Raw genomic sequence first — 13,434 nt, 5'->3', positions numbered from 1 at the left:
GCCTGGCGTTGTGTGGCGTTGTCCGTCAAGCAGTTCCATACGTTGTATGGAATCGCCCTGCCAGGATAACCATACGACGTATGGAAATGGGGTGACGGTGACAGTGACTCGGGTCACCCGGACCACCTGGTCGAAGGAGACGCACCTGAACGCTTCTCAGTAACTGGAGCGTCGTTGCCGGGAGTTCATCTCCTTCCCCCTCGCCCTGCCGGCCCGAATACCAGCTCTCGATCACAAGGCATGCAGGCCGCATGCAGGGACTCAGCTCTGGCCCCATGCTGGAGAGGAGGGGGGTGTGACAACGGAGGAAGAAGTGGTGGAGATGCGGACCGTTGTCGACCTCACACGCTGCCAGGGCTATGCGCAGTGCGTGTTCCTCGCGCCGGAGGTGTTCGAGCTGCACGGCGAGGAGGGGCTGCTGTACGCCACGGCCGTGCCTGACGATCAGGTGGAGCATGTGCGCCAGGCCGCGGCCGCGTGTCCGGTGCAGGCGATCCTCCTGGGGGAAGAGGTGAGCACCGGTGCCCGGTGACCTGAAAGGCGGCCGCATCGTCATCGTCGGCGCCTCGCTGGCCGGGCTGAGAGCAGCCGAGGCGCTGCGCGAGGAAGGATTCACGGGTTCACTGACGGTGGTGGGGGACGAGCCCCATGCGCCCTACGACCGGCCGCCGCTGTCCAAGCAGGTGCTGCTGGGCCAGGCGGCGGCGGACACCCTCGAGCTGCCGATGCGGCGGGACCCGGACGCCGAGTGGCGCCTCGGCGTGCGCGCCACCGGTGTGGACCTGCTGGCGAAACAGGTGTCGCTCGAAGACGGTGAGTCCCTGCCCTACGACCGGCTGCTGATCGCGACCGGGACCCGCGCGCGGCCCTGGCCCAATCCGGAGGAAGGCGCCCTGGACGGGGTGTTCACCCTGCGCACGCGCGAGGACGGCGCGGGACTGGCCGAGCGGCTGGCCGCGAGGCCGGAGCGGGTGCTGGTGATCGGCGGCGGCTTCACCGGCTCGGAGATCGCCTCGGCCTGCCGGGAACTGGGCCTTGAGGTGACCGTCGCCGAACGCGGTCCCGCACCCCTGGTGGGCGCGCTCGGCGGCACCCTGTCGAAGCTCGCGGCCGTCATGCAGCGCAACCACGGCGTGGACCTGCGCACCGGGGTGACGGTCACCGCCCTGAACGGCAACGGCAGCTTCATCGGCGCGCAGCTGTCCGACGGCAGCCGCGTCGAGGCGGACGTGTGCGTCGTGGCCCTGGGGGCGATCCGCAATGTGGAGTGGCTGGCGGAGTCGGGGCTGGCGGCGGGCCCGCGCGGCATCGCCTGCGACGCTGGCTGCCGGGCTTTCAACATGTACGGGATCGTCACCGACGATGTCTTCGTGGCCGGCGACGTCTCCCGCTTCCCCCACCCGCTGTTCGGCTACCAGATGCTGTCGCTGGAGCACTGGGGCAACGCGGTCGAGCAGGCCCAGGTGGCGGCCCACAACATGGTCAACCCCGGACCGCTGCAGCGCCCGCACCTGGCCATCCCGGTCTTCTGGTCGACCCAGTTCGGGCTCAACATCAAGTCGGTGGGCGTGCCCACCTATTCCGACCACGTGGTCATCGCCCAGGGCTCCCTGGAGGCCCGCCGTCTGGCGATGGTCTACGGCTATCAGGGCCGGGTCACCGCAGCGGTCACCGTCGACATGGCCAAGGCGCTCGACTACTACCGGCACCTGATCGAGACCGCCGCTCCCTTCCCGCCGCCGCCCGGCGCGCAGGACCGCGCGATCGCGGCCGACATCACGATCCCCTCCGCCGTACCGGACCCCTCCGTGCTGTCCCACGGCCCGACCGTCGCACTCACCGGTCACCTTCCCGACCGTCGGCTGACGGTGGTGTAGCCCCCATCCCGCCCCACGAGGAGCCGCCATGGACTCCGCGACCTTGCTGGCACGGATCACCGACTACGCCAGCCGTCCCAACCCCTACCCGTTGTACGCAGAACTCCGCGAGGCCGGTCCCGTGGTGCCGCAGGCCGACGGCAGCTACCTGATCGGCACCTACCACCACATCGCCGCGCTGCTCCACGACCCACGGATGAGTGCCGACCCCCGCACCCGCGGCGAGGCGACCCACAAGCCGCCGTTCCTGCGGCTCGACGACCCCGAACACCACAGGCTGCGCACCCTGGCCATGCGGCCCTTCGGGCCCCCGCACAGCCCTGGCCGGGTCGACGGCATGCGCGGCGAGATCGACCGGATCACCAGGGAACTGCTGGAGCCGTTCGAGGCGGGCCGGCAGATCGACATCGTCGACGACTTCGCCTATCCGCTGCCCGTCACCGTGATCTGCCGCCTGCTCGGCGTGCCGCACGAGGACGAACCCCTCTTCCGGGCCTGGTCCGACGCGATCGTCGCCGCCGCCGACGTCAGGCCCGAAGACGACTCCACCGAGCCGGACAAGGCCGGCGACCAGGCACGGATGGAGATGGGCGGCTACCTGTTGAACCTGGCCGAGCAGCGCCGTGGCAAGCCGGGCGACGACATGCTCTCCGCCTTCGTCAACGAGCCGGACCCGGCTCTGCGGCTCACCGACGAGGAACTCGCGGAAACCGCCGTACTGCTCCTCATCGCCGGACACGAGACCACGGTCAACCTCATCACCAACGGCGCCCTCACCCTCCTGCGCCAGCCCGAGCAGCTGGACCGGCTGCGCCGGGAACCGGAGTTGCTCCCGCGTGCGGTGGAGGAGCTGCTGCGCTACGAGCCCCCGGTCCACATGCGCGAGCGCATCCCGCACGCCGACATCGACATCGCCGGCACCCTCGTCCCCGCAGGCGCGTCCGTCGTTCTGGTGCTGGCCTCGGGCAACCGCGACCCGATGCGGTTCCGCGACCCCGACCGGTTCGACCCCGCCCGCCCCGACAACCAGCACCTCGGCTTCGGCAGCGGCATCCACGCCTGCTATGGCGGACCCCTGGCTCGCGTCGAGGCGTACGCCGCGCTCGGCGCCCTGCTTCCGCATCTCGGCAGCGCCCGCCTGGTGGAAGACCCGCCCCCGTACCGACAGAACGCCATGCTCCGCGGCCCCCGCCACCTGCCCATCCATCTGTGAAGCAGGGGCCACGGCGTCCTCGTCAGGCTACGGCGGGAAGGGGGGCGCCGTACGCTGCCGCCGGCTTCGCCCGCGGAGAAGCCAAGCTGTGCGGGAGCTTCCCGTCCGTGCCGTCCCCCAGGCTTGCCTGCGCTGCAGCTAGGCGCTGAGTCGAAGGCACGGCGGCGGGGTGCTGAGCCCGATCATCCGGGCTTGCACATGTTCGTCCCACACTCCTGATCGTTCAATCAATTCCGACGAGGAGCTTGACGATGAAAGGACTATATCTGATTATTTCATCATAAGTGGGCAGAATATCGCATCCAGACACATGCCCCACGTGTGCCGCTCAACCGGACAACGCCGTTCACTACCGCTGCACACAGAGCCGCCGCGCCTCGTGCCGACGCTCTCTTCACCTCCGCACCGATGGGATGAACCGCGATGACGTACACCGACCAGACCGCCCTCGCCGAGCCGGCGTGCCCCCGTGAGGTGCCCGACGCCGCGATAGCGGTCGTCGACGCCGAGGGCACGGTGGTGGGGTGGACACAGGCAGCGCAGCAGCTTGTGGGGTATGCGGCCGGGGAGGTGGTGGGCCGGTCCGCCGTACACTTGCTGCCGCCGCCCGAGGAGGCCCCGAGGGCCTCGGAGTTCGCCGAACAGTGCCGTGCGCGGGGTGGCTGGTCGGGGACGGCAGCGATACGCCACCGCGGCGGCCGCACGCTCAGGGTGACGCTGCGGGTCTCGTTGTTGTGGGGGCAGGACGCGGGCAACCGGTGGCTGGTGTCCGTGACCGAGATAGGTTCCCTGTCCTCGGGGGCGACCGGAGGGCCGGTGCGGGAATCACTCCTTGCCCGAGCCCCGATCGGCATCGTCGTCTATGACACGCGGCTGCGCTGTGTCTGGGTGAACGACGCCATGGAGTGTCACGACGGCGTGCCTCGTCACCGACGCTTCGGGCGCGGCCTGAAGGACTCGCTGCCCGCCATCGAGGCCGAAGCCCTCGAGGTGGTGATGCGGCAGGTGCTGGAGAGTGGTACCACGACGGTGCACGAGTACCGGGCGTGGCCGCCTGCGGATCGGCGCCGTGAGCATGCGTTCTCGGCCTCGTTCTTCTGCCTCCAGGGCGCGGACGGCACGCCCCTGGGCGTGTGTTCCATGACCGTGGACGTGACCGGGAACAGGCGTGCGCGTGACCGCCTCGCCATCCTCAGCGAGGCCAGCACGCACATCGGAAGCACCCTAGACGTGATGCGGACCGGGCAGGAACTGGCCGAGCTGGCCGTACCGCTGCTGGCCGACCACGCCCTCGTCGATCTGGTGGAGTCTGTTCCGTTCGGCGTCGAGCCGTCGGCACGGATCGGCACAGGGAGTGGCCGTCCACAGTTGATGCGCCGCGCCGGTGTGGCCTCCGTCGACCTGGGTGTCCTGGAGCTGCCGTGGGTGCGTGAAGAGGTGGTCCACACCCACCCGGACTCGCCGTTCACCGCCGCCGTACGCACGGGCCGGTCCTACCTGGAGCCGGTGCTGGACACCCGTTCAGGTCCCTGGGTCGACCACGACCCGGTGCGGGCTCAGAAGGTGCGTGACAGCGGCGTCCACTCCTTGATGGTGGTACCCATCCGTGCGCGGCGCTGCGTGCTGGGACTGGCGCTGTTCGGCCGCTCCGTGGAGCAGACGCCGTTCCAGGAGGACGACCTGCTCCTCGCCGAGGAGTTGGTCACCCGCGCGGCGCTCTGCCTGGACAACGCGCTCCAGTACGCCCGTGAACGCACCGCCGCCCTCACGCTGCAACGCGACCTGCTGCCCCATCGGGTGCAGGGCGGTGCAGCCGTCGAGGTCGCCTCGCGATATGTGCCGGCCGACATGGACCACGGCGTGGGGGGTGACTGGTTCGACGTGATCGAGCTGTCCGGCGCCCGGGTGGCCCTCGTCGTCGGCGATGTCGTCGGACACGGCATCAACGCCGCGGCGACCATGGGCAGGCTGCGCACCGCCGTGCGCACCTTGGCCGACCTGGACCTTCCCCCTGACGAACTGCTGGCACACCTCGACGACACGGTCCGACGGTTGAACGACGAGGACACCGATGACTCCGGGCAGGCCACCACGGTGGTGGGCGCCACCTGTCTGTACGCCGTCTACGACCCGGTCACCCGGCGGTGCACGATGGCGCGGGCCGGGCATCCACCGGCCCTGATCGTCGGTGCACAGGGCGAGGTCACCGTCCCCGACCTGCCCGCCGGAGCCCCGCTCGGCCTCGGCCTCGGGCTGGTGCCCTTCCAGTCCGTGGAACTGGAACTGCCCGAGGGAAGTGTGCTCGCCCTCTACTCCGACGGGCTGGTGGAGTCCCGCGACGAAGACATCGACGTCGGCCTGCGCCGCCTGTGCACCGCCTTGGCCCAGCCGGGTGGGTCGCTGGAGGACATGTGCTCGCGAGCGATGCAGGGCCTGCGGGGCCACGCACCGGCCGACGATGTCACCTTGCTCCTTGCCCGGACTCGCGCGCTCGAGCCCGCTCAGGTCGCCTCCTGGGACCTGCCGAACGAACCGGTCACCGTCCCGACAGCCCGGCGCCTGGCCGCCCGTCAGCTCAGGGACTGGGGTCTGGAGCCGCTCGTGACGCCCGTGGAGTCGATCGTCAGCGAGCTGGTCACCAATGCCATCCGCCACGGCGACGGCCCGAGCCGCCTACGGCTCATCCAGCACCGGGTGCTGACGTGCGAGGTCTCCGACAGCAACAACGGCCAGCCACGCCCCCGCCATCCCCACACGCTCGACGAGCACGGCCGCGGCCTCCACCTGGTCGCACAGCTCTCGCGCCGATGGGGCTCCCGCTCCGCAACGGACGGCAAGGTCGTCTGGGCCGAACAGGACCTGCCCTCCACGGCCGGCGCCCGGTGACCCGTCGGCGAGCCGGGCGGCCGACAGCGAACGTCCGCGCATGTCGGTCTCCCGTAGCCGCGGACTCTCATAAGGAAGCCAGAGACATGGACCACCCAGTGAACGTTGAAAACGCCGCCTCGGCAGGTGCCTCCCCTGGAGCGATGAGCGACTCCGGTGCCCGTCCCGGCGGAAGCATCTCCGCCTTGGACGGCCTGGCGGCCGCGGTGCTCGACGATCGAGGCGTGGTGGTGGGGTGGACCGGGACAGCAGAGGATCTGACGGGGTTTCCCGCCGACGATGTCCACGGCCGCCCCGTGCGGGAACTGGTGGCCGACCTCCCGGACGACCTGAGCGGGGCCACGCACGCGCCGGCGTTCGGCCAGGTACGGCTGTGGCACCGGTGCGGCCACACCGTCGACGTCACTTTCCGGACCACAAGGCTGGGCACCTCGGCGGAGCTCCTCGTGCTGGCGGCGGCCACCCATCACGTCGCCGACCATCAGCACGGCGCGGCGCTCCTGCGGGCCCTGTCCGCACAGCACCGGATCACCATCGCTCTGCACGACACAGACCTCACCACCGTGCAGACGAATGCCACGCAGGACGCTCTCGACGGCCGTCCGGTACAGCCCGGCACCCGGCTGTGCGACGTGCTGTGCGCCGAGGACGCCGAGAACCTCGAGGCGGTACTGCGCCAGGTACTCGAGACGGGGGTTCCGGTGGTCCACAGGAGCCGGCAAGTGAGCCTGCGGCACCGTCCGGCGCGGCGGCACGCGCTGTCACTGTCCGCCTTCCGCCTGGAGGACGCGCGCGGACGTCCCACCGGGGTCGCAGCGCTCTACATCGACGACACTGAGCTGCGCGCCCGCCGGCAGCTGGATCTCGCCCGAGAGGTCGCCGAGCGGGTGGGGGGCTCCCTGGACGTCGTGCGCACCGCACAGGACCTTGCGGACGTACTCGTACCCGCTTTCGGTGAACTCGCCGCAGTCGACCTCGCGCAGTCCGTCTTCTACGGTGACGAGCCCGCCGAGCGGCTGGGCGGCGGAGATCTGCATCTGCGCAACGCGGGCCTGGCGCCCGCCACCGCAGCATGGCCCGCCGGCATCGAGCACGGCAACCTAGTCCCCCCGCTGTCCGACCACCCCCTCCTGCGCAGTTTCCAGCATGGCGAGACAGTCGTCTGCAGTCGGGACGACTTCGCCGCCCTGCTCGGCGGCCCGCACCTGGCCGAACACCTCATCCCGCACGACGCCCATGCGGTGATGGCGGCCCCCCTTTACGCCCGCGGCCTCACCCTCGGCGCCATCGTGATCTGGCGCACCGGCCTGTCCGAACCCTTCACCGAGGACGAGACGGATCTCATGCGTCAGATCGCTTCCCGGGGAGCACTCGCCATCGACAACGCCCGCCGCTACACGCGCGAGCACCGGGCGGCCATGGCCCTGCAACAGAGCCTGCTTCCTCCGGCCACGACCGACACACCGGCAGCCGAGACCGCCGGCGTCTACCGGCCCGCAAGTGGGGGAGCGGGCACCAACGGCGACTGGTACGACGCCATCGCCCTGCCTTCCCTCCAGCTAGCCCTCGTCGTCGGAGACGTGGTCGGCCACGGCATACGCGCAAGCGCCACCATGGGCCGCCTGCGCGCCGCCATCCAGACACTCGCAGACCTCGAACTGGAACCGGACGAGGTGCTCACCCGTATCGCGGACCTGGTCCAGCGCCTTGCGGCCGAAGCACCGTCCGACGAACACGACACCGTCGGCGCCACCTGCCTGTACGCGGTCTGCGACCCGGTCACCCGACGCTGCGCCATGGCCAGTGCCGGCCACCTGCCACCCGTCCTGGTCCGGCCCGACGGGACCGCCGAAGCCGTCGACATTGTCCCCGGACCACCACTCGCCGTCAGCGGCATGCCGTACGAGACCACCACGATCGACCTCGAGCCAGGCAGCGTTCTCGCCCTCTACACCGACGGCCTGGTCGATCGAGAGGCGGACGACGACACCGATGGCGGGCTCCGACGGCTGACCCATGCGCTCACCACCTCCCACCGCTCGAACCGCACTCTGGACGAGACCGGCCAGGCAATCGTCACCGACCTGGTGGACGAAGCACCGCGTGACGATGCGACCCTGCTGCTGGCACGCACCCGCGCCGTACCCGTGGAGAACACCGCTCACTGGCAGATCCCGGCCGATCCGGCGGCGGTCTCCCAGGCCCGGGAATGGGCGACCCGCCAACTCACCCTGTGGGGACTGGACGACCTGCTCTTCACCACCGAACTCATCGTCAGCGAGCTGGTCACCAACGCGATCCGCCACGGTCGCCCACCGGCGGAGCTGCGACTGATCCGTCACAACGTCCTGATCTGCGAGGTCACCGATTCCAGCAGCACCCAGCCCCGCCCGCGTCGCGCCCGAACCACCGACGAGGGAGGACGCGGCCTGTTCCTCGTCGCCCAACTCGCCGAGCGCTGGGGCTGCCGCCATGGCCAGAACCACAAGACCATCTGGTCCGAACAGCCCATCGGGCACGCTCACTGATCACGCCCCGAGCTCGGCGTCTCCAGTGAGCGGGCTGCAGCCTGCCATGCGAGTCGGTGAGCTGGTTCCGCCCCCAGCAGGAGGAAGGGCTGTCGGCCGTGACGCTCGTTTGACGCTCCGGATGCCCGCGCGCCATAGAGCGAGTCGAAAAACCGCGTCTGACCTGCCCTTTCTCGTGGCGGGCGCAGGCCGACATGTTTCCGATGACGGCGCACGTGGAGTGCGTGACTATTCTTGAGCCTGTTGCGAAGGGTGCCTGACCTGGGTTTTCGTCGAGGCCGGCGGCGGTGGGACCGCATGTCCCGAGCACGGCACCGCAAACCAGCGGCTCTCACCCTCGGTGTCGGCGCCGATCACCGGCACGGTGTGACGCCCGCTGACGCGCGGCGCGGCCTGCACCTCATGCACGAAGCTCTGCCGGATCCGGGGGACGGTGGCATGCTCGGCGTGCAGCGTCTTGACGGCGACCGGGATGACCGTCCATGACGGCCGACGAGAAGATCGCCTGCCGTCGGCCGCTGCCGGGCTGCGGCGCCGAACACCCGGTGCGGGACCACTACTTGGAAGCGCTGCTGACCAAACCGGGGGCACGGGAGCGCTCCGACGTCATGGGGAGCCGGAGTGGCGGTTGCCGCTGCGTGTCGTCGGCCGGAGATGAAGATCGAGTTCGTCCCTGTGTGGAGAAGGCTTCGGCTAGGCTGAGCGCCTCGAACTCGTGAGTGAGTAGCAACGGGGGTTGCCTCATGTCTGGTTGCGCCGGCTTGTTGTGCCTCGAAAGACCCTTGGGCTGGTCGAGCGGGAGCCGACGTGGCTTCTGACTTCTCCCGGCTGATGAAACAGGACTTCTCCGACCTGGAAGTCGCGGCCAGGGCCTGGCGCAACCTGTCGACGACCATGGACTCCCTCACGGACCGCCACCGTCGGCAGGTGACGGGACCACTGCACCAGTCCTGGAAGGGCGACGACGCCGACGCGGCCCTCTTCTATCTGGAGGACGTCGAATTACGGATCGGTGTGGTCGAGACGGAGGCCATGGCCATCGCCGAGGTCCTGGACACCACGAAGTTCTGGATGGAGCAGGCCCAGACGGACCTCCGCAACGCGGTGCGGCGTGCGGAAGAGGACCACTTCGAGGTCGACGGTGACGGTGAGGTCAGCGATCCGACGACCACCGGCCTGCCACGCCAGGACCCCGACGCACGGCAGATCATCGCGGACCGCAGTGCCCTGTTGGGAGAGCACCGCGCGGCCATCGACGAGGCCCTGACCGCCGCGCACAAGGCAAGCGATGACGGTGCGAAGGCCCTCGCTGAGCTGAACGGTGGCATCCTCACCGACCCGCTCAGCCATGACGCGGCAGCCGAATCCGCCCAGGACGTCAAGAACGCCATGAAGGCGGTGGGCGTCCAGCCTCCGCAGATCCCCGACGACGACCCGAAGGCCGCCGCCGAGTGGTGGAAGGCCCTCAGCCCCGAGGAGCGCCAGGCCTACACCACGCTCTACCCGAAGGAGATCGGCGCGACCGACGGTCTGCCGTCGAATGTACGCGACGACGCCAATCGCACGGCCCTCGCCCAGGAACTCAATCTGATCCAGGAGGGCAACTGGGACGAAGGGTTCCCGGGAGAGAGTGACGAAACAGTCAGCAGGCGCCTGCACAACCTCCAGGTGCTCAACGACCAGCTCGAAGCCGCGGACGCCGCGCCCAAGGGCAAGGAGTTGTACCTCCTCGGCTACGACTCAAAGGACGACGGGCGGGCCATCATAGCCATGGGCAACCCGGACACCGCCGACAACGTCGGTGTCCAAGTCCCGGCACCGCAACCACGATGGACTCCACACGTGGGCAATTGGAGCGCGTCAGCAAGCTGCAGGACTCGGCTGGGGAAGCAGATCCCACGGCGGATACCGCAATGGTGTACTGGTTGGGCTACGACGCCCCTGAGATTCCGATCAGCGAGGCCAACAACCTCGATGTCGCCGGCCCAGGCCGAGCCGAAGACGGCGCCCAGGACCTGAGGGACTTCACCCACGGCCTACGCGCCTCCCATGAGGGCGAGAGGGCAAACCTCACTGTGCTGGGCCACAGTTACGGATCCACCGCTGTAGGTGCGGCAGCAGCCGGAGACGACGGTTTGGACGCGGACAACATTGCTGTTGTCGGCAGCCCCGGCATGACCGTGGACAGAGCTGAAGAGCTCAATATTGACCCGAGCCATGTCTGTGTGGGTCTGGCTGAAGACGACCCTGTCAGAGATGCTCAAGACCTGAGCGTCGGTCATAACGTGACTTCCGACTACTTCGGCGCTACACGGTTCGAAACAGACACCAGCGGCCACAGCGGCTACTGGGATGAAAACAGTGAAGGCATGAGCAAAAGCCTGGCAAACCAAGGCCGGATCATCGCCGGCCGCCAGCCGAGCGCATACAGTCCTCCCCCCTCGATGCCGGCCCAACCACCCGGACACCTGTGATCACCCCCCGCTATTCAAAAGCGAGAACGATGCGTCACAAGCGCGCCCTCATAGCCGCCCTGGCAATCACGACCACCATCTTCACCGGAGCCTGCATGTCCCGGCAGACCGACGACATCAACAAACCCCTCCCTCGCAAGAGCAGGGCGGAATCTCTGGCATGGGCCAAGGAGTACACCTCGACCATGGCGCGCTATGCCGATGTCGAGATCTCCGGTGATCCCGAGCCGAGGAAGCGCTTCGACACTTGCGTAGGCCAGAAGGACGAAGTGGCCGAGGACGGGCGGTACACGCTCACCTATACCAGCTATGCCAGGCTCCCCGAAGAGCAGCACATCCCCGCCATCCGCAAGCTTCGTAAAGCGCTTGAGCAACACGGGGTCCGCATCACCAGTCACACCGAGCGCCCGACAACGCCTGAAGCCATCATGTACGGCAGAAGCGACAGTGAGGGCTACTCGCTCATCGCGGACTCGGTAAACCCTCCCGGCACTCTCCGGCTCTCCGTCTCCACCCCTTGCTTCCTCCCCCCGGGAGCCAAGCAGCAGCAATTCTGAGCTGAGCTTGTTCCAGGCCCCGGGTTCGGCTCGTGGCCTGCACCTGATCGTCGACGACATCGAGGCCGCCCGCGACGAGCTGACGCGGCACGGCGCCGACCCGAGCGATGTGTTCCGCGACGCCGGCGGCGGATTCCACCACGCCGGCACCGACGCCCGGGTGCCCGGTCCTGATCCGCAACGCGGCAGCTACGGCTCCTTCCTTTCGTTCAGTGACCCGGACGGCAACGACTGGCTCCTGCAGGAGGTCACCACACGGCTTCCGGGACGGCTGGATCCCGCGACCACCTCGTTCGCCTCGGCCGAGGACCTGGCGGGCGCCCTGCGGCGGGCCGCGGCGGCGCACGGCGAGCACGAGGCGCGCATCGGTGCGGAGGACCCGGACTGGCCGGACTGGTACGCGCGGTACATGGTGAGCGAGCAGGCCGGGACGGAACCGCCCACGTGAGCGGACGGATGGCTAAGTTCGAGACCGAGCAAGGGGTGTCTCTCCTGTGGGAGGAGTGGACGGGTTCGGGCGGCTCAGCCGGTCGGGACGAGCCTGAGGGCGGTGTCACGGGAGGCCACCACCGGGTTGACGCAACCGGCGCCGTAGCGGCCGCACTTGGCGCGGTAGGCGGCGCCGATGCGGTCGTTGACGTCGGTGTCGGTGTCGGTGTCGGTGTCGGTGTCGGTGTCGGTGACTGGGAAGCCATCGCCCGCGTCAAGGAACTGTCGGACGGCATCGGCGCCGACAGCGTGCTGGAGTGACCGACGAAGCTGACGTCCTTGTCAACGGCGTTGGACCCTCGTGGGCTCGCTGCGCTCGGTGACGATGTCGGTGGCGCCGAACTCCGGCAAGGCCCTTCACGGAGGCGGACCGCGCCTTCGAGCTGGCACTGACGCCGGGTGTTGTCGAGAAGGTCGTCGTGACCCTCGACGACTGGCCGACAACAAGAACGGCACTGTCCGCGCCGGCCGAAAGGCGGGCGCGGACAGCACCGCGTCACGGACGACCGGTCACCAGGTGTCCGGGGACGCCCGTCCGCCCCGCCGCGTGGTCATGCCGCCGGGCGCTTGACCGAGGCGAGATGGGCGAAGACCACCACGTTGGCCTCGTAGTCGTGGGCGCTGCGGTTGTAGTCGCCGCCGCAGGTGATCAGCCGGAGCTGAGGGGTCGGGGCGTCGGCGTACACCCGGTTGTCCGGGAAGCCGGCCTTCCTGAAGGTCTCGACCGAGTCGACCTTGAACCTGGCGACGGTGCCGTCCGCACGGGTGATGTCCACCTTGCTGCCCGGTTTGAGGGTGCGCAGCAGTACGAACACCGCCGGGCCGGTCTTGGTGTCGACGTGCCCCACCACGATCGACGTGCCCCGCTCGCCCGGCGAGGCGCCGCCCCGGTACCAGCCGACCAGGTTGGTGTTGTTGCCCGGCGGCGGGTCCAGGTGCCCGGAGGCCCCCAGGGAGAGTTCCGTGAACGGCGCGTCCACCCCGATCTGCGGAATCTCGATCCGCTTCGGTGCCGACCGCGGCAGCCCCTGCTTCTGAGGGCTCGCCGTCGCGTCCGGCCCCGGAGCCACCGGGGTGACGGCCGCGGGCGGGGCGGCGTCCACGGGCGGAGCGGCGTCCACGGGAGGGTCCAGATTGGCGGGCGAGACGGCGACCGCGGGCGGGGCCGCCGGCTTGGGGTCCGCCGGGGTGCCGGTCAGTGAGTTGTGGATGAGCAGAACGCCCAGCCCGACCGCCACGGCCGGCCACAGCAGTGCTCGGCCGGCCGTACGGCGGGGCGCGGTTCCGCTTTGCGGCCGATCCGGTGGGGTGGGCTGCGAGGGGGCCATCGGACAATGCCTCTTCATCGACGGGGGCGAGGGTCGGACTTCAGGGGCCGGCAGCGGCCGGCACAAGCGCCGCAGCCGCGGA

10 protein-coding genes are annotated in these 13,434 nt (G+C 69.5%); 9 read left to right on the top strand and 1 reads right to left on the bottom strand.

The features are described 5' to 3' along the window. Positions 1-322: 322 nt before the first annotated feature. From SY2F82_RS09140 to SY2F82_RS09100, 9 genes are all read left to right on the top strand, one after another. Positions 323-532: a ferredoxin gene (locus SY2F82_RS09140; protein WP_200418647.1), complete on the top strand. Its 210-nt coding sequence runs from the start codon at positions 323-325 to the stop codon at positions 530-532. Then, positions 522-1,877 (top strand): NAD(P)/FAD-dependent oxidoreductase, encoded by a 1,356-nt coding sequence (locus SY2F82_RS09135; RefSeq protein ID WP_200418450.1) that lies wholly within the window; start codon positions 522-524, stop codon positions 1,875-1,877. Before SY2F82_RS09140 ends, SY2F82_RS09135 begins: the two co-directional genes overlap by 11 nt. Positions 1,878-1,905: 28 nt before the next feature. Next, positions 1,906-3,090: a cytochrome P450 gene (locus tag SY2F82_RS09130; RefSeq protein WP_200418449.1), complete on the top strand. Its 1,185-nt coding sequence runs from the start codon at positions 1,906-1,908 to the stop codon at positions 3,088-3,090. 423 nt (positions 3,091-3,513) lie between these two features. Further along, a complete protein-coding gene (locus SY2F82_RS09125) occupies positions 3,514-5,976 on the top strand; it encodes a SpoIIE family protein phosphatase (RefSeq protein ID WP_200418448.1) in 2,463 nt (820 codons plus the stop codon). A 143-nt stretch (positions 5,977-6,119) separates the two neighbouring features. Beyond that, on the top strand, positions 6,120-8,504 hold the full coding sequence (locus SY2F82_RS09120; protein ID WP_236041287.1) for a SpoIIE family protein phosphatase: 2,385 nt from the start codon (positions 6,120-6,122) through the stop codon (positions 8,502-8,504). A 1,829-nt stretch (positions 8,505-10,333) separates the two neighbouring features. Beyond that, positions 10,334-10,978, top strand: a complete 645-nt coding sequence (locus SY2F82_RS09115; protein WP_236041284.1) for an alpha/beta hydrolase — start codon at positions 10,334-10,336, stop codon at positions 10,976-10,978. Next, the gene (locus tag SY2F82_RS09110) at positions 10,975-11,535 is read left to right on the top strand and encodes a hypothetical protein (protein WP_200418660.1); all 561 of its coding nucleotides are present in this window, start codon (positions 10,975-10,977) and stop codon (positions 11,533-11,535) included. Before SY2F82_RS09115 ends, SY2F82_RS09110 begins: the two co-directional genes overlap by 4 nt. A 7-nt stretch (positions 11,536-11,542) precedes the next feature. Then, positions 11,543-11,983, top strand: a complete 441-nt coding sequence (locus SY2F82_RS09105) for a VOC family protein (protein WP_236041283.1) — start codon at positions 11,543-11,545, stop codon at positions 11,981-11,983. Between the two features lie 8 nt (positions 11,984-11,991). Then, the gene (locus SY2F82_RS09100; RefSeq protein ID WP_200418445.1) at positions 11,992-12,285 is read left to right on the top strand and encodes a hypothetical protein; all 294 of its coding nucleotides are present in this window, start codon (positions 11,992-11,994) and stop codon (positions 12,283-12,285) included. Positions 12,286-12,575: 290 nt separating this feature from the next. Here the strand turns inward: SY2F82_RS09100 and SY2F82_RS09095 are convergent, their stop codons facing one another. Continuing rightward, positions 12,576-13,352 carry a class F sortase gene (locus tag SY2F82_RS09095; RefSeq protein WP_200418444.1) on the bottom strand — a complete coding sequence of 259 codons (777 nt, stop codon included), beginning with the start codon at positions 13,350-13,352 and terminating at the stop codon, positions 12,576-12,578. Positions 13,353-13,434: the final 82 nt, after the last annotated feature.

Source organism: Streptomyces sp. Y2F8-2 (assembly GCF_014905555.1).
Lineage (GTDB): Bacteria > Actinomycetota > Actinomycetes > Streptomycetales > Streptomycetaceae > Streptomyces > Streptomyces cynarae.
This window is presented reverse-complemented; position numbering and strand designations above follow the sequence as displayed.

What these genes read in the sequence shown, in the direction of transcription:
- SY2F82_RS09140 (WP_200418647.1), top strand. Translation starts at nt 323, where the DNA reads ATGCGGACCGTTGTCGACCTCACACGCTGCCAGGGCTATGCGCAGTGC.
- SY2F82_RS09130 (WP_200418449.1), top strand. Translation starts at nt 1,906, where the DNA reads ATGGACTCCGCGACCTTGCTGGCACGGATCACCGACTACGCCAGCCGT.
- SY2F82_RS09125 (WP_200418448.1), top strand. Translation starts at nt 3,514, where the DNA reads ATGACGTACACCGACCAGACCGCCCTCGCCGAGCCGGCGTGCCCCCGT.
- SY2F82_RS09120 (WP_236041287.1), top strand. Translation starts at nt 6,120, where the DNA reads ATGAGCGACTCCGGTGCCCGTCCCGGCGGAAGCATCTCCGCCTTGGAC.
- SY2F82_RS09115 (WP_236041284.1), top strand. Translation starts at nt 10,334, where the DNA reads ATGGACTCCACACGTGGGCAATTGGAGCGCGTCAGCAAGCTGCAGGAC.
- SY2F82_RS09100 (WP_200418445.1), top strand. Translation starts at nt 11,992, where the DNA reads ATGGCTAAGTTCGAGACCGAGCAAGGGGTGTCTCTCCTGTGGGAGGAG.
- SY2F82_RS09095 (WP_200418444.1), bottom strand. Translation starts at nt 13,352, where the DNA reads ATGGCCCCCTCGCAGCCCACCCCACCGGATCGGCCGCAAAGCGGAACC.